At 38.1% G+C, this 16,566-nt stretch carries 15 protein-coding genes; 5 read left to right on the forward strand and 10 right to left on the reverse strand.

Annotated features, from left to right (window positions below):
* Positions 1-16 precede the first annotated feature (16 nt).
* On the forward strand, positions 17-991 hold the full coding sequence (locus PSE60_RS06250) for a bile acid:sodium symporter family protein (RefSeq protein ID WP_272664854.1): 975 nt from the start codon (positions 17-19) through the stop codon (positions 989-991).
* A gap of 259 nt (positions 992-1,250) precedes the next feature.
* On the opposite strand, the gene add is transcribed toward PSE60_RS06250, so the two are convergent.
* From add to manA, 3 genes are all read right to left on the reverse strand, one after another.
* Positions 1,251-2,252 (reverse strand): adenosine deaminase, encoded by a 1,002-nt coding sequence (gene add, locus PSE60_RS06255; protein WP_272664855.1) that lies wholly within the window; start codon positions 2,250-2,252, stop codon positions 1,251-1,253.
* A gap of 194 nt (positions 2,253-2,446) precedes the next feature.
* Positions 2,447-4,093: a YdgA family protein gene (locus PSE60_RS06260; RefSeq protein ID WP_247605337.1), complete on the reverse strand. Its 1,647-nt coding sequence runs from the start codon at positions 4,091-4,093 to the stop codon at positions 2,447-2,449.
* Between the two features lie 106 nt (positions 4,094-4,199).
* Positions 4,200-5,375: a mannose-6-phosphate isomerase gene (gene manA, locus PSE60_RS06265; protein ID WP_272664856.1), complete on the reverse strand. Its 1,176-nt coding sequence runs from the start codon at positions 5,373-5,375 to the stop codon at positions 4,200-4,202.
* Positions 5,376-5,554: 179 nt separating this feature from the next.
* Here manA and fumC point away from each other — a divergent pair, with 179 nt between their 5' ends.
* Entirely contained in the window at positions 5,555-6,952 is a 1,398-nt protein-coding gene (gene fumC, locus PSE60_RS06270; RefSeq protein ID WP_210837318.1) for a class II fumarate hydratase, read from the forward strand.
* Between the two features lie 60 nt (positions 6,953-7,012).
* Here the strand turns inward: fumC and tus are convergent, their stop codons facing one another.
* The 3 genes from tus to PSE60_RS06285 form a co-directional block, all read right to left on the reverse strand.
* Entirely contained in the window at positions 7,013-7,930 is a 918-nt protein-coding gene (tus, locus tag PSE60_RS06275; RefSeq protein WP_272664857.1) for a DNA replication terminus site-binding protein, read from the reverse strand.
* Positions 7,931-8,064: 134 nt separating this feature from the next.
* A complete protein-coding gene (locus tag PSE60_RS06280; RefSeq protein ID WP_272664858.1) occupies positions 8,065-8,643 on the reverse strand; it encodes a lytic polysaccharide monooxygenase in 579 nt (192 codons plus the stop codon).
* An 84-nt stretch (positions 8,644-8,727) separates the two neighbouring features.
* Entirely contained in the window at positions 8,728-9,999 is a 1,272-nt protein-coding gene (locus tag PSE60_RS06285) for an MFS transporter (RefSeq protein ID WP_272664859.1), read from the reverse strand.
* Between the two features lie 125 nt (positions 10,000-10,124).
* On the opposite strand from PSE60_RS06285, the gene PSE60_RS06290 reads away from it, so the two are divergent.
* The 3 genes from PSE60_RS06290 to bioD all read left to right on the forward strand — a co-directional run bounded on the left by PSE60_RS06290 (position 10,125) and on the right by bioD (position 13,156).
* Positions 10,125-11,036 carry a LysR family transcriptional regulator gene (locus tag PSE60_RS06290; protein ID WP_210837326.1) on the forward strand — a complete coding sequence of 304 codons (912 nt, stop codon included), beginning with the start codon at positions 10,125-10,127 and terminating at the stop codon, positions 11,034-11,036.
* A 91-nt stretch (positions 11,037-11,127) separates the two neighbouring features.
* On the forward strand, positions 11,128-12,339 hold the full coding sequence (locus PSE60_RS06295) for an ROK family protein (protein ID WP_272664860.1): 1,212 nt from the start codon (positions 11,128-11,130) through the stop codon (positions 12,337-12,339).
* A 142-nt stretch (positions 12,340-12,481) separates the two neighbouring features.
* Positions 12,482-13,156: a dethiobiotin synthase gene (gene bioD / locus PSE60_RS06300; protein ID WP_272664861.1), complete on the forward strand. Its 675-nt coding sequence runs from the start codon at positions 12,482-12,484 to the stop codon at positions 13,154-13,156.
* Between the two features lie 73 nt (positions 13,157-13,229).
* On the opposite strand, the gene PSE60_RS06305 is transcribed toward bioD, so the two are convergent.
* From PSE60_RS06305 to PSE60_RS06320, 4 genes are all read right to left on the reverse strand, one after another.
* The gene (locus tag PSE60_RS06305) at positions 13,230-13,463 is read right to left on the reverse strand and encodes a DUF1161 domain-containing protein (RefSeq protein ID WP_115167223.1); all 234 of its coding nucleotides are present in this window, start codon (positions 13,461-13,463) and stop codon (positions 13,230-13,232) included.
* Positions 13,464-13,508: 45 nt separating this feature from the next.
* Positions 13,509-13,880 (reverse strand): DUF1283 family protein, encoded by a 372-nt coding sequence (locus PSE60_RS06310; RefSeq protein ID WP_272664862.1) that lies wholly within the window; start codon positions 13,878-13,880, stop codon positions 13,509-13,511.
* An 82-nt stretch (positions 13,881-13,962) separates the two neighbouring features.
* Entirely contained in the window at positions 13,963-14,712 is a 750-nt protein-coding gene (gene ydfG / locus PSE60_RS06315; RefSeq protein WP_272664863.1) for a bifunctional NADP-dependent 3-hydroxy acid dehydrogenase/3-hydroxypropionate dehydrogenase YdfG, read from the reverse strand.
* 75 nt (positions 14,713-14,787) lie between these two features.
* A complete protein-coding gene (locus PSE60_RS06320; RefSeq protein WP_272664864.1) occupies positions 14,788-16,416 on the reverse strand; it encodes a DUF4139 domain-containing protein in 1,629 nt (542 codons plus the stop codon).
* Positions 16,417-16,566: the final 150 nt, after the last annotated feature.

Raw genomic sequence — 16,566 nt, forward strand, 5'->3', positions numbered from 1 at the left:
TATTATGGATAATCGAATGAATTTGCTAGCTAAACTGAGAATAGACCCATTTTTACTTATCATGATTGGTGTTGTCATTCTAGCCAGTCTTTTTCCTTGTGAAGGTGACATAAAAACGGGGTTTCAATATTTAACTACTGCTGCAATTGCATTGCTGTTCTTCATGCATGGAGCCAAGTTATCTCGTGAATCAATCATGGCGGGGATAGGGCACTGGCGTCTACATTTCCTGGTATTTGCGAGTACATTTATTGTATTTCCTATTGTAGGATTAGGACTCGCGGTGATTGTACCTAAATGGATGTCACCGACGGTATATATGGGCTTTTTATACCTATGTGCTTTACCTGCAACCGTACAATCAGCAATTGCGTTCACATCAGTGGCCGGTGGGAATATTGCCGCAGCTATTTGTAGTGCATCGGCGTCGAGTATTCTTGGGGTTTTTCTTTCGCCAATCTTAGTTGGCTTATTGATGGATGCTGATGGTAGCCAAGCCATGGATACACTCAATGCGATAGGCTCCATCTTAATGCAATTAATGCTACCCTTTGTCGTGGGGCATTTATCTCGACCATTGATTGCCAATTGGATTAACCGTAATCGTAAGTTAGTGAATATGACTGACCGGTCTTCAATATTGTTAGTGGTTTACGTGGCATTTAGTGAAGCCGTTGTTGAGGGGATTTGGCAGAAAATAGATGCATTTTCACTCTTGATGATAGTGGTTGTTACATGCGTTATTTTATTTATTGTCATTGTATTTAATACGTTAGCTGCACGGCTGTTAGGTTTTAGCAAAGAAGATGAAATTACCATCGTTTTCTGTGGCTCGAAAAAGAGTTTAGCGAATGGAGTACCCATGGCGAACGTGTTGTTTCCTGCTGCGACAGTGGGGGTTATTTTATTGCCATTGATGATCTTTCACCAAATACAACTGATGGTCAGCGCTGTACTTGCTCAGCGTTATGCTAAGCGATTATCAACCTAAGATTGAGAGAGGGGGGATTTACCCCCTATGTTTGTCATATTGATTTATAGGTCACCTTTAGTTTAGTTACAACATACAATATGATTAATAATGTATACATTAACAATTGTGTATCTAAGTTAAGTTGGCCAACTAGAGGAAGGGGGAGGTTGATTAACGGTGCCAGTCTATTAGTTTACAGCGTAGAACTAGCTATATGGAGTAACTTGAGTGTTAAATTTAAGAGGGCATTAAAACTAATGCCCTTAATATATCTAAATTAGCGGGTAGCGACTTTATCTAAGAGCATTTTTTTCTCACTATCCGATAAAAATGCCATACTCAGACCATTTCGTTGTGCTTGTTCTATTTCTGCTGCTGTTAAACCAGCTTGTGGGGCAGCCACTTCATATTCATGGCGTAACTCAATCCCTTGAACTGCAGGGTCATCTGTATTAATTGAAGCCAGAACACCTTGTTGTAAAAAGTTTTTTAATGGGTGTTGAGCTAAAGATGGAACTGTACTTGTTTGAATATTTGACGTTAAACAGCTTTCCATGCCAATTTGATGTTTTACTAAATACTCAATTAGAGTAGGATCTTCTATTGCTTTAACGCCATGACCAATTCGTTGTGCGCCTAATACCTTAATAGCATGCCAAATACTGTCTGCTCCCGCTGCTTCACCTGCATGAACAGTAATATTTAACCCAGTATCTCTAGCTTTAATAAAATGTGACTCAAAGAGCTCTCCAGGAAATCCGAGCTCATCTCCTGCTAAATCTAATGCACATAAATGACTTCGATGCGCTAATAATCCTTGCAGCTCAGTTGTACAGGCTTGTTGGCCAAAAGTGCGGCTTAAAATACCAATTAGATTAATTTTAATATCAAATTGTTGGCACCCTGCACGTACACCATCAACAATCGCTTCAACTACACCCTCAACAGGCAATTGGTGTTTCATCGCCATGTAATAAGGGGAAAAACGCAGTTCTGCGTAATCAATACCTGCATTAAAGGCATCTTCAACATTTTCAAGCGCCACGCGGCGACAGGCATCTAAATCAGCTAAAACAGCGACACCCCAATCAAGTTTTGCTAAGAAACCCACTAAATCAGCTTCTTGTCCTATAATTTGGACATGAGGGCGCAGTGCTTCAAGCTCTGAAGCAGGTAATTGAATATGGTGTTGCTCTGCTAAGGAGAGAATTGTTTCTGGACGGATATTGCCATCAAGATGGCGGTGTAAATCGGTTAAAGGTAAATGTGTTTTAATCACGGAATGATCCTTTATCTATTTTCTGTCCTCATTTTGGCTTTTATTTCGTTAAAGGCAAATGTTAATCACGAAAAATGTGAAACAAAATCAATAATTACATTTTAAATGTGATATGCATCACATTTACTTTGATGTGCAAATAAAAAAGCCAGCTGATATTAACTGGCTTTTATGATTAAATTATATCAATTAGATTAGTTAGCTGGCGCTGCATCTTGTGGTGCTAATTCAGGCTCAACTTCCATTTCTGGTGCTGGTTCTGCATCTGGAGCAGGGACTGCTTCATATTCTAATGCATCTTCTGGATTAGACATTACTTTCATCTTAGTGAGGAACTCAGCTAAGGTATATTTGTCATTATTGAATGTCAGGTCATTACCTGCAAATTTGATAGTCATAGTTAAATCATTTTCGCTATCAATCATCCAAGGTGATTTTTTCTGTTTAGCTTTTTCAGCACGTTCTTCATCTGTCATAAACATTTCTTCAAACGGAGAAGAGAACATATCTGAAGTCAGCATTTGCTGAACACCTTCAAACTCAGAAGTGACCATGCCTTTCATTTCTTTTTTCGTGTTAGCATCAACTGGAACACCCTGATCTAAAATCATTGCTTGAGTCATTGATTCGATCATCATTGGTTTATTCAGTTTTAAATTGAAATCAAAAGAAGTAATGAGTTGCTTGATAGCTTCATCAACTTTGTTAGACATTGCTAACGCAGTGATTTCGTCTTGGTTCCATTTATTGAATGTGATGTTTAGGTCAACTGAGCTTTGGCCAGCTTCATTTTTCCAGTAGAAGGGACTAATCGTGAACACGGGTTTGCTCTTCATTAGCTCAGGCAATGTTGTCGACATCATTTCCATAGCTAAACGCTCTGTTGCTTCAGTTGGGTCGCCATTAGCTAAACCTTGTGCTAAAGCTTCATTATATTGTTCAACAAATTTGCCTAATGCTTTCGCATCTAATTTTTCAATAGCAACCGTCAGTTCGCCTGAACCTAAGTTTTGCTCTAATGCTTTCAAGTCAGAGATGCTATAAGAAATATTGCCTTTCACATCTTCGCCAGTAATAGAGGTGTCGCTTGAAATTTTGAAATCTTTAAAAGAGAATTTGGTTTCAGGAATGTTGAAATCTGTATCCGCAATAACAAATGACTGGGTTCCAGTGTAGAAGCCATATTGTGATTTTGTCACATTAGAGACTAATTTTAAGCCTTTTAGTGTCATAGATTCAGAGTTATCTTTCTTACCGATAACTAAATTATCAGTGACTAAAGTTGCATCAACAGCAGCAAGGTCAGAAGTCGTTGATACATCAAACTTAGAACCACTGAAAGATAATGAAACGTCATCTTTCTTATACTCGAGAGGGATCAGCTCTAAATTGGTATCAATACTTTTGCTATAACCAATGACAGCAGAACCATGAATAAATGGCTTACCTTGTGTCGCTTCAAACAATTCTTTTGTTGTTGCGTTGTTAGCTAATTCAATTTGTGTCGCTGCTAATTTTGGTAATAAATTAAACTTAGCAACTTGTGATAATGGGAATGGACCATGATCAATATTCGTTTTAAATACGATAGAGTCGTCTGGTGATGCAGAATCAGCAGAGGTGATTACGATATCCGCTTTAGATGAAAAAACGCCTTTTTCATAATTTTCTACTTTAAAATTCAAACCTGACTCAGGCACATTTACAGCAAAAAAATCGTTGGTTTTGAGGATTACTCTATCAAGTTCATCTTTTACTTTAGAACCTGTATACCATGAAGCTCCGGTCCACACTGCACCCAGAGCAACAATAACACCAACCGCGACTAATGACTTTTTCATTATAAACATCCATCCTTTCAGTACGTTATTGCCGTACTTATAAATTTATATAAGTTTTAAATAATCGTCTTCATTGAATGAAGACGGTTAAATACAGAATATGACTCTATTTGTTAAATACTCGGGCTAGTTTACCACTGCCATTAATGGTTATGCTTTTCTCATAAGCCGGTAAAAAAACAGATTCACCTGAATTAATGCATATTTCATCATTACCTGAATGCAAAACTAACTGGCCTTCAATACAGAACAAAATTGAGGCACTATTGTTAGATAGCGCAACTTCCGAGTGGTCTATAGAATATATATTAAATGCAAAATCTTCTACTGGAATATTATATTTCCAGATATTTCCAGATTTTTCGGGAATACTTAATAAATCCTTTGCAAACGTAGGCTTAAAGTCAATATTAGCAATTAGCTCTGGAATATCTATGTGCTTGTTTGTTAATCCAGCACGCAGCACATTATCAGAATTTGCCATTACCTCTAACCCAACACCTTCAAGATAAGCATGTGGTGTTCTTGCATATAAGAACATCGCTTCACCAGGCTCTAATTCAACGATGTTAAGAAGAAGCGGGGTAAATAGCCCATTATCTTCAGGATACAGGCTAACCATTTGTTTTATGGAGTTCCATGGTTCACCTTGTCGGCTATTTAACGCTGCTTTCAATACACCAAGCGCTAAATCTTTTTGTTCACCTGTCAGATTAAGAATTTGTGCAAATAAACGTGATAATTTTTCTTCAGTTGGGTCTTGAACAAATAACTGAATATCAGGATGTGCAGCTGAAACAAAATCCAGCAGTTGTGCAATTTCATCGAGTGGGCGAAACGCATTCATGGCTTTAAAAGGTGTTAACGCAAAAATTAATTCAGGTTTATGGTTATCATCTTTATAGTTGCGTATTGGGGAATCTAATGGGATTCCGGCTGAATTTTCTTTGGCAAATCCAACTTCAGCGTAAGTTTTATTTGGGTGTACCTGAACAGACAACGGTTGAGCTGCGCATAACACCTTAAATAAATAAGGTAAACGGTGATAAGTTTGTGCAACATGCTGACCTAAATAGGATTCAGGGGCACTTTCAATTAAGGTGTTAAGTGGAATACTTTGTTTTTTTTGTATATCGAGAACTTCAGAGCTTGCTTTTGGATGAGCGCCCATCCAAAGTTCAGCCATAGGTAAGTTATCAGGGTTTGAAATCCCATATAGCTTAGTCAGGGCCGTTTTGCTGCCCCAGTCATAATTTTGGACTTTGTTTATCATTTTAAGCATAGCAAAATTCTCTTTTTCATAAAAATCAACTCATTTCCTTTTCACTACAGTACAATAAGCTCGACTAAGTCTCATAAATGAAATTCAATTTGTGGCATTATACTGCTCGGTTATTTGCTTACCTGCAAGCAGATGATTCTAAAATCAATTATTCTGTGTATGTACCTAAGGAGATAGTAATGGCAGCCACTCGCATTGAAAAAGACTCAATGGGACCAATTGAAGTACCTGCTGACCAATTGTGGGGCGCGCAAACGCAGCGTTCTTTAGAACATTTCCGTATATCTGTAGAAAAAATGCCCGTCGCGTTGATTCACGCACTCGCTATAACAAAAAAAGCCGCTGCTAGTGTCAATATGGATCTTGGATTATTAGCCAAAGAGCGCGGTGATGCAATCATTGCTGCTGCTGACGAAGTCTTAGCTGGCAAACATCCAACGGAATTTCCACTAGCCATTTGGCAAACAGGTTCTGGTACGCAAAGTAACATGAACATGAACGAGGTTTTAGCTAACCGTGGTAGCGAAATTCTCGGTGGCCAACGTGGCAACGATCGTCTTATTCACCCTAATGATGATGTGAATAAAAGTCAAAGTTCAAATGATGTTTTCCCAACAGCAATGCACGTTGCTGCGGTTGTCGCAATCCGCGAACATCTTCTCCCAGAACTGAAAGTTTTGCATCAAACATTAGATGCAAAAGCGAAAGAATTTAAAGATATCGTAAAAATCGGTCGTACTCACTTACAAGACGCAACCCCGCTGACATTAGGTCAAGAAATTTCAGGTTGGGCCGCAATGTTGGCGCATAATGAAAAACACATTGAAAATTCTGTTCCGCATGTGTGTGAATTAGCGTTAGGTGGTACAGCAGTAGGAACTGGTTTAAATACGCATCCAGAATATGCAGTGCGTGTTGCGAAAAAAATCGCAGAATTAACTGGCCAGCCATTTGTTACAGCTCCTAATAAATTTGAAGCATTGGCAACTTGCGATAGTCTTGTGCACGCACACGGTGCTTTAAAAGGTTTGGCTGCCTCTTTAATGAAAATCGCGAACGATGTTAGGTGGTTAGCATCTGGCCCACGTTGCGGCATTGGTGAAATTTCGATTCCAGAAAATGAGCCAGGCAGCTCAATCATGCCCGGTAAAGTTAATCCTACGCAGTGTGAAGCATTAACCATGTTATGCGCACAAGTGATGGGAAATGACGTTGCTGTTAATATTGGTGGTGCATCCGGTAATTTTGAGCTGAATGTATTCCGCCCAATGCTAATTGATAACTTCTTACAATCCGTTCGTTTGTTAGCGGATGGTATGCGTAGCTTTAATGAGCACTGTGCGATTGGCATTGAACCAAACCGTGAGCGCATTGAGAAATTACTTCATGAATCGTTAATGTTAGTAACGGCTTTAAATACTCACATTGGGTACGATAAAGCGGCAGAAATTGCTAAAAAAGCTCACAAAGAAGGGCTGACATTGAAAGAATCTGCATTGAAACTCAACTATTTAACTGAAGAACAGTTCAATGATTGGGTTCGTCCAGAAGATATGGTTGGCAGCATGAAATCTTAAGCTAGCCAATTAAACTAGCGAATATATAACACCCATACTGTTTTACAGATGGGTGTTTTTTTAGCGCTCAATATACAAATTTAAACGTGGTATTAATAATTCAACTGCTTTTGCTTTAGGGCGATTACGAATAGCAATGTTATTTGCATGGTAATCGGGGAGTTCACCGACTTTAATTTCTGTCACCGTTTTTTCAAGTGCAAAAACAAATAAAGGTGTTGCACAGGCAAACTGCGTTTGTTTCTGTTGTTCTTTATCCCACACTCGCGCTATTGGCTGAACTTTGACAGGACGTTGAATTTTCAAAACCACATTATGGGGTAGGGAATCAATTAAGCGAATTTCATTTTCCAATTGTAAAAGCCAATGTTCTTTAGGTAAATGAAGAGGGGAGCGACCACTTTCTAAACTTGCTTGTAAGCGGTCTAGTACTGTTTCTTTGGTCACTTTATTGATTACTTTTTTATTTGCCCAACCAAAATTAATCGTATCGATATCAACCAATGAGGTGAGGGTGCGGTAGGTATTTAATGTTAGCAGTCCATGTAAACTGCTACGTATAAACTCGAATCGATGTGGTTCGTTAACTTGAGTGACTATTGCTTTTATATGCATCTTTAACTCATTGATTTTCGAAATTAATGAATTAAATTCACGATACGTCTGTAAATTGGTTTGTATACATATTCCCCCAGGTAAGCGGATAGCGGCTTTATTGCTAATTTCTTCCGATTTATTCTGTAAAAATAACAAGTTAATTAATTTTATTGTTTCTCTTACCGCTTCATGGCTTACCACTGTTTGCACTGCGATTTGTTCTATCTCATTATTTTCTTCGCCTTTGATGACCGAAGGTAATTGAAATACATGGGCTGTAAATGGTACTTGCTTTGATTGCTCTAATAGCAAAAGACTAAATTGGTTTATTTGTGATTCCAATTCATTAAACGTATCAATTAGGTCTTGTTTATTTGTCATTTAGTTACAACATTCGATTTATGATAAACAATAATTACATTAACTATCGTGTTTATCAACAAGAAAATACAGCCTAAAAGGGCAAGTGGGTATTTTAACACTTGTCCTTCTCTTATATATGACTTACGTTTACGCTAATTTATTTCTGCATCAATGACTTGGTAAAACGCATTTGGTGTATCATCTATCGTCCAAATTGCTAAAATTACATGGTAACCTTTTTGGTTTTTCGGTAATACACAATTGTGTTCCACGATCTCCCCTGGAATTTCTACACGTTCAAATTTACAAAATGGGGTTAGTGTAAATTGATTACGCGATAGCAAGGCATTTGGTTGCCAGTCTTGCTTAGTGATGAAGTATTCCCATTTTGTTGTTTTATGTTTCGCAGTAATGCGCCATTTAAACCTAACATTTGGTGAATTTATAATAGCTCGTTGCCACCGATCAGTAGTTTGTATGTCTAAGGGAGAAAAAGCGGCAATAGCTGCACTGGCAATTTTACCATCAGCAGGGCCGTATTGAGGGAAACCTTTTTTGCCTTCAATGGATTGCGGTTCATATTGCACTGGGCCACATTGCTTATTTACCCCTAACTTACAATAGTATGAACGACTTTCAGGGGACTCAACATAGCCATGCGACCAGACCACAAAACTGCAACAAAAAAGCAATGGTGCAAATAAAAATGCTTTTATAGAGAATGATTTCATTAGGTTTCCTCGTTATTAATAGACACTCATATCATCCACTAATAACGGGGGAAGATGGTAGTTTAACCTTTATCAGACTCTAATCTACTGGTTATAACAAATTGATTTTAAACGACAAGCGATGATAAGACCGATAAACAGTATGCCAGCGATAAATAGCGCAACACCCGTCCAACCGAAGTGTTCCCAGAATAACCCACCGACTGTACCTGCGATACTTGACCCTGCATAATAACTGAATAAATACAGAGAAGAAGCTTGTCCACGTGCTCGTTTAGCTCGGCGTCCCACCCAACTACTGGCAACAGAGTGCGCAGCAAAAAAACCGGTTGTCAGTACTGTCATTCCGAATAAAACTAACCATATATTTGAATATAATGTAATTAAAATGCCGACTAACATCATAGTAATAGACGCTATCAGCACTCGACCAAGCCCATATTTTTGAGTTAGACTTCCCGTTTTAGTCGCACTGTAAGTCCCTGTTAAATAAATAACGGATAGCAAGCCAACCGTAGACTGAGAAAATAAATAAGGAGCGTCAAGTAAACGGTATCCGATGTAGTTATACATTGTGACAAAACCACCCATCAAGACAAAACCTTCGATAAATAGAAAAGGTAAACCTTTGTCTCTAAAGTGTAGATGTAAATTAACCCATAGATTTTTAGGTTTTAAAGAACTCGCGCGGAAATGTTGAGAAGGGGGCAGTAAGCGCCAAAAGCCAATTGCGGCAATAAGGGCTAACGAACCTAAAATAACGACAGCAACACGCCATGAATAAAAATCAGCGATCACCCCCGTCATTAACCGGCCGCTCATACCTCCCAGCGAGTTGCCACTAATATACAACCCCATAGATAGTGCAACATAACTTGGATGGATCTCTTCACTTAAATAGGTCATAGCCACGGCAGCAACACCACTTAGCGATAAACCAACTAATGCTCTGGCAATTAAGATCCCTTGCCAGCTCTGCATGATTGAGCTGAGTAGGGTAAATAAAGCGGCGCAGGTCAATGCAATAACCATCACATTCTTACGGCCTATTGCATCTGAAATTGGCCCAGTAATTAATAACCCTAATGCCATTAAGCCCGTGCTCAGTGATAATGATAAACTTGCTGTCGCAGGGGAAATGTTAAAATCTTCTGACAGCATAGGTAAAATTGGCTGAACGAAATACAGCAAAGCAAATGTGGCAAAGCCAACGGTAAAAAAAGATAAGGTCACACGTAAATACAGCGCGTCATCTCTTTGTATGTAATGTTTTTTTGGTGTGGTATGTCCCTGCAAGGGTGTTCTTATTCCTTCATTAGCTTGCTCAGATGTAAGGCTATTTTGTGAGTGTTCCATGTATATTCCTTGTCATACCATCACGTTTGATTTCGATCAAAGAATAGAAATTTTTTAGTTTTTTGTCTAATATATTAATTATTAACAATAATACTTTAAACATATCAATGAGTGTTAATCAAACGATGAGTATAGAACTTAGACATCTTCGATACTTTATTGCTGTCGCTGAAGAACTTCATTTTGGCAGAGCTGCTGAACGATTGCATATTTCGCAGCCCCCTTTAAGTCAGCAAATACAAATACTTGAAGAGAAAATTAATGCAAAACTATTGGAAAGAAATAACCGAAATGTGGCCTTAACAGCAGCGGGCACGATGTTCTTAAAAGAAGCATATCAAATTTTAGCTCAAGTCGATGCAGCTGCAACAAAAGCAGCTCGCATGGAAAAGGGTGAACTTGGAGAGTTATCCATTGGTTTTACTTCAACTACGCCATTTATGCACAAAGTGACGATGAGCTTACGGCAATATCGAGAAGCTTACCCTGAAGTTTCTATTCATATGCACCAGATGAATACCAAACAACAGATAGCACCATTAATTACTGGACGAATTGATATTGGTATTATGAGAAATACGGTATTACCAGAACAATTGGATTATAAATTATTATTTAAAGAGCCTTTTATGGTGGCCGTCTATGAAGGTCATCCATTATTAGAATTTATTGATGTAGGTGTAGATATTCAACAACTTGCTGATTATCCTTTTATTTTCTTTGAGCGTGATGTCGGTACGGCGTTATATGATGAAATCAGTCAATTATTAACATCTGCGGGAGTGGTTCCAACCATTTCTCAAGAAGCCGGGGAAGCTATGACTATTTTGGGATTAGTTTCTGCTGGCATGGGAATCTCGGTGATTACAGAGTCATTTACACGAATGAAAATTGATGGTGTAAAATACTTAAAACTCACTAATATTAATGCTTCATCTGAAGTCTGGTTAGTCTACAATACACGTAGAACATTGCCATCCGTCGCCAAAAAATTAACAAATCTTTTGATAGCCAACATTGTTGGCAACCAAGAGTGAGCGAGTTCACATTTTCAATGTAAACGAAATCATTCATACACAGTTTAAGGCATAATAACTCATTGCTTTATAAAGGAATTGAATTATTACCATGGTGAATCAAACTGGTCATATAGACCAAATCAAACAATTAAATACAGGTATTGTCTACCGTATCATTGATCAACATGGTCCAATTTCGCGTATTGCGTTGTCAAAACAAGCACAGCTTGCGCCCGCTAGTATTACCAAAATTACACGTGAGCTTATGGATGCTCACTTAATTAAAGAATTAGAGTTTCCAGTACTTGGTTTGCGCGGACGCCCAGCAGTCGGGTTAGTCATTGAAAGTGAAGGGTGGCAATTTTTAGCCATTCGTATCGAAGGTCAAAAACTCACTATTTCTCTGAAAGAAATTAACGCGGTTACCTTAGCTCAAACAGAGTATTCATTTACACCGTTAGGAAATAGTGAATTTATCGATTTTCTTTCTGAATTAATTAGTCAATTCTTTGCCAGCCAGCAAAAAATATTAGAAAGAGTCACCGCGATAAGTATTCTTATTGATGGTATTTTAGATCCCCATACTGGCGTTATTTATCAGCATTCTTCTTTTAAAATTCACCAACTTGCCATCGCGGAGCATCTTACTAAGCAAACTGGTTTACCCGTTTATTTGCATCCGCCAGTGGATGCTTTGGCATTAATGGACCACTTCTCCCATCAGAAGAAAAGAAAAGAAAAAAATATCATTTACTTACAGCTACAAGATGTTGTTAATGTCATGGTATTAAGCCATGGGACAACATTGGATACGAGTACCCATCGGCCTATTCAGTTCGGCCATACTCAATGTGAGTCTGAACAAAATAACGCTTGCTACTGTGGTAGCTATGATTGCTTAGAAACCCAAACTTCCATTCCTGCAATATTACAACAAGCTAATAATTTGCTAATAAACTACCCTGATTCATTTTTGCATCAGCAAGATATCTCAATGGATAAAATTTGCGCTGGCGCAATTCTAAACGACAGTCTTTGTGTTTATCTTATTAATAAAGCTGCACAACAGTTGGCAAAGCCGTTGGCACTGATGGTAAATTTATTGGGTAGTGAGCTCATTTTGATTAATTCTCCTTTGAATCAAGGTTCTGATCTGTTTTTAAAATGTTTACATAAACATATAAACAAATATTCCATTCCTCTGTACTCATCCAAATTATCGATAGAAAAATCCACATTTAGCATTAAAGATAGTGAAACTTCATTAATACAGCGAGCGTTATACGATGGTTCACTACTGCTACAACTATTACAAGGCTAAAACAATTCGATAATATTTATACTATCGTACACAAAATTGAGCTAACGCAAACTTCTCACTTACCCATTCCAATAAACTGAATCCATATCATTTTTGCAGCTTATTGCTGTACAAGTCTGTCACTTCAGGATAGAAAAAGACCATGATCAATCTATTTGTTACCGGGACAGATACAGATGTCGGGAAGACAGTATCGACGCTTGCCATCCTGCAAGCACTAAATAACCAAGGAATTAAGGCCGTGGGTTACAAACCTATTGCTGACCAATGCATTGATACCCCTGAAGGAATCAGAAATAAAGATGCATTGCTAATTCACAGTGTTTCTAAAGACCTTGTTTCCTACAATGAAGTTAATCCTGTACGTATCACGGATAATTACAGCCATGAGAACAGCATTGATTTCAATAAAATAAAGCATGGCCTAGACCATTTACATCACCAATGTGACATGGTTGTTATCGAAGGTAATGGGGGATGGCGCTATTTGCTTGATGACAATACTTTTTATGCAGACTGGTTAAAAGGCCAGCCAGTCGGTGTTATCTTAGTCGTTGGCATTCAACATGGCTGTGTTAATCATGCCCTATTAACTGCGGATGCAATTCGAGCAGATGGGTTACCATTAATCGGTTGGATGGCAAACCGTATCAACCCAGGGTTAGCGCACTATGCCCAAATAATTGATCGGTTACAACATCATATTAAGGCACCATTAATTGGGGAAATCCCGTATTTATTGCGGCCCGAAGAAAGAGAGCTAGGGCATTATCTCAATACAGATAAACTGCAAGAACTTATCGCTATTCCTAACTAATTGCGTTAATAATCCAACAAAGAAAAAGGGCGCCATCATAAAATAGCGCCCTTTATTTTACCTAAAATATAGACTAATGGCGGGTATAAATAATTTTATAAGAATCATTTTGGCAGTGACCTACAACTTGACCTTTAGATGAGTCAACTTCATCATTAGGTACTGCAACCAAACTAAAATTATCAGCAGGAACGCCATTATTGATAATCTTTTGCTTGATTTCCTCAATCACACTTTCACATGAAGCTTGCGCAAAAGCGGGCGCTAACATCAGTACAAATAAGGGTAACAATAATTTCTTTTTCATCTTATCTCCTTGATCAACAACTCCATAAAGCAACCTATTATAAGGTTATGGATTACTAATTGGACGACCATTACTCACATCAAGGCAACGTTTGGTGCTTGGCTCCCAATAAGCATTTAGATTAAGACTTTTTTCACATTTATCTTTTGCATCAAAAGCCGCATCTACTTTATCAAACTCTTTTTCAGTACGCGTATTAACCTTGTTACGCAACATACGAGTATTATCCCATTGTTCCTTTTCTTGACGCGCTTGCTCTTTATTAAGAGAGTCATCGCCTTTACCTACTGAAACGCATGTACTACCTGCAGTACATGATGTTGTCGACTGTGCAGCAGAAGACGACGTAGCCCAAAGTAGAGGGAGACAAAAACATATCGCAGTTAAGCCAGTTTTCAACATTTTGTGTGAATTCATGGTAATTCCTTACTAAACAGGACCGATAATCTGAGTATAGCCAAAAAAGTGCTAGTGCGTCTGTATAGAATAGTACTAAAATTTAAAGTTGTTTATGTACGGTTAAACCTGCAAACGTTTGGCAAACAGGCATTAATTCTAATGTATTTACGTTCATATGAGCAGGTAGCGTGGCAACCCAATACACTGTTTCAGCAATATCTTCAGGGGTCAGAGCATCTGCGCCTTGATAAGTACTAGCTGCTTTATCGTCATCCCCTTTAAAGCGAATATTTGAAAACTCTGTGCCACCCACTAAGCCTGGTTCAATATCGGTAACTCGAATTTTTTTCCCTTGTAAATCAGCACGTAAACCAAGTGAAAATTGTTTCACAAAGGCTTTGGTTGCACCATAAACATTACCACCTTTGTAAGGCCAACTTGCCGCAGTAGAACCAATATTAATAATATGACCGTGATTTTTCGCAACCATGTCTTGCAATACCTCATAGGTCATATTCACTAAACCTTTGGTATTTGTATTAATCATAACGTCCCAATCATCAGGATTGGCGTTAAATGCAGGTTCTAAGCCTAATGCTAAACCTGCGTTATTAACTAAAACATCGATATTTTTGAGGTGTGCAGGCAAATTGGCAATGGCATCATGAATGGCTTTTCTGTCTTGGATATCCAATGTTAACGGGTAAAATTTATCCCCTAATTCTTGATGGAGAGCGTCTAAACGCTCTGTTCTGCGCCCAGTGCCTATAACGGTGTAATTATGTTTGATAAATCTACGGGCAATTGATTCACCAAAACCAGAAGAAGCACCTGTTACTAAAATAATCATGGAAACCTCATAGTTGTTATTGTCATGTTAGCGTGGGTTTATTTTAACGCTATCTAACATTAACTACAAAAATTGTTATAACCCCAAGATTTGCTTATCTTTTGGATAGCTCAATGTATAACTGAATGAAATTTGCTTTTCTTCATTAGGCTCTAAGGTAATATCCCAGGCTATTTCGCCGGTACTTTTATTGGTGACTGCGCTTTTATCCTCTATTTCAGACACTTTTATCTCACTGTCCTCACTTAGCGGAATTTGGTCATAAACCGTTAATTCAACTGGTTTCGCATGCATATTTTTTACTTTGACCAAGTAACTTTCTGTTTGTTGGATTGTTGATCCCATAAAACTCGGTTTTTTCTTTATTTTTTCATTTGGTTCGCGGGAAACTTGAATACTCTTGTCAACACCAAAAGGAATTCGCAATGTATCAACCAATTGATTTGCATTAATCATAAAGTTGCCGATATAAGTATTACCATAATAAATATTAGCATTTCCATTCAATAGGTTAAGTGATTGCCAATTGTCGATATCTGCTTGTAAGAACACCTCTTCAATCAGTTTTGGCGTGGTGGTATATTTGTATTTTACATCGAGATTTTGTTGTTTGATGGTAACCGTATTCGGCTTGTTCGCGCTTTTTAGTGAATAAGACAGGGCGATTTGATAATTTAAATTGATACCGTTATTAGACGTTGTAACAAAGTCTGATACACCCGAACTGATTGTTTTTTTCTTCTCACTAACACCATTTTCCTCATACATTGCCACAGGGGCTGCAGGCATCCTCATTCGAACCTGACGCGCTATTTGAGCATTATCATCATAAACGGATAAGCGCCAGGGTTGTAAAACAGAAGGCATGATATTTTTTGATGGGTTAACCGTCGATAAGGTCAAATTGACTTTTTCCCAATCAATGCCTGTATTTTGAATTAGATTGGCTTTATACGTGAGGGTGATTGGCGACCCAACGTCCTGACTATGAATGTCATAACTCGGTGACCACGCGGCATCAGGCGTTAAATAGGACAATTGAAGCTGTGCAGTGGTTGGTTTAGCCGCATCGACCGACATGACAATCTGAGTTTGCTGGCCAACAGACGAAGGCATTTTTTCATCGATCTGCGTTTGCAATATCGCAAGTTTTTCTTCTAATTTATCAATCGCTAATTGGTGTTTTTGTTGTTCATGCAGTATTGAAGTCATTTGTTGACGTATAAAGTCTAACTTCTGAGAGGATTGCTCTAATGATTGCGTGTTATTTTCCCCAAAAAAGCGCTGATCTTTCAATAAGCTTAATTGTTCTTCACCGACTTTAATTGCAATATTTAAGTTTTCAACTTGCTGAACTAAGTCCTTTTGTTGTTCTTGTAATTCAACAATATTGGCAGGGTATGTAGGTGTAACTGCCACATTTTGTACATTTACAGAACGAATAGTCACATCACTATTATCAAAGTCAATTGAGAGTGTTTGAGCGTCAATATTGCTTGCTATATTTGTAAGAACAACCTCAGTCTGCCCCTTATTAAGTGACAGTGTCACACTATTGTCCAAGGTAGCACCGCGTAAAAACACAGTTGCATGATTTAGTTTAACATCTTGATTTAATTTTGTTTCAGCATCAGCACGTACGTGTTGAGAAGCCAAAAGTGTTGCGAATAATAAGCCGCTGACCAGCCGAGTAGGAACTGTCATTTTTAACTCCAATCATAAGTGCCGCTAAGTAAGATAATGACTAAAACTAGCTTATTTGACTTTTATTAGATAACAGATAAAACCTAAAAGCTGACAAAAGTACAAGGACAGAAGGGATAAAACACCCATCAGTAGGTGTTTTATCTTGTT

Origin of the sequence: Providencia sp. PROV174 (assembly GCF_028480685.1) — a bacterium.
GTDB lineage: Bacteria > Pseudomonadota > Gammaproteobacteria > Enterobacterales > Enterobacteriaceae > Providencia > Providencia rettgeri.

Coding starts and splice junctions, on each gene's coding strand:
- PSE60_RS06280 (WP_272664858.1), bottom strand. CDS start 8,643: ATGAAATCATTCTCTATAAAAGCATTTTTATTTGCACCATTGCTTTTT.
- fumC (WP_210837318.1), top strand. CDS start 5,555: ATGGCAGCCACTCGCATTGAAAAAGACTCAATGGGACCAATTGAAGTA.
- PSE60_RS06305 (WP_115167223.1), bottom strand. CDS start 13,463: ATGAAAAAGAAATTATTGTTACCCTTATTTGTACTGATGTTAGCGCCC.
- PSE60_RS06320 (WP_272664864.1), bottom strand. CDS start 16,416: ATGACAGTTCCTACTCGGCTGGTCAGCGGCTTATTATTCGCAACACTT.
- PSE60_RS06310 (WP_272664862.1), bottom strand. CDS start 13,880: ATGAATTCACACAAAATGTTGAAAACTGGCTTAACTGCGATATGTTTT.
- tus (WP_272664857.1), bottom strand. CDS start 7,930: ATGACAAATAAACAAGACCTAATTGATACGTTTAATGAATTGGAATCA.
- PSE60_RS06290 (WP_210837326.1), top strand. CDS start 10,125: ATGAGTATAGAACTTAGACATCTTCGATACTTTATTGCTGTCGCTGAA.
- PSE60_RS06260 (WP_247605337.1), bottom strand. CDS start 4,093: ATGAAAAAGTCATTAGTCGCGGTTGGTGTTATTGTTGCTCTGGGTGCA.
- PSE60_RS06285 (WP_272664859.1), bottom strand. CDS start 9,999: ATGGAACACTCACAAAATAGCCTTACATCTGAGCAAGCTAATGAAGGA.
- manA (WP_272664856.1), bottom strand. CDS start 5,375: ATGCTTAAAATGATAAACAAAGTCCAAAATTATGACTGGGGCAGCAAA.
- bioD (WP_272664861.1), top strand. CDS start 12,482: ATGATCAATCTATTTGTTACCGGGACAGATACAGATGTCGGGAAGACA.
- PSE60_RS06250 (WP_272664854.1), top strand. CDS start 17: ATGAATTTGCTAGCTAAACTGAGAATAGACCCATTTTTACTTATCATG.
- PSE60_RS06295 (WP_272664860.1), top strand. CDS start 11,128: ATGGTGAATCAAACTGGTCATATAGACCAAATCAAACAATTAAATACA.
- ydfG (WP_272664863.1), bottom strand. CDS start 14,712: ATGATTATTTTAGTAACAGGTGCTTCTTCTGGTTTTGGTGAATCAATT.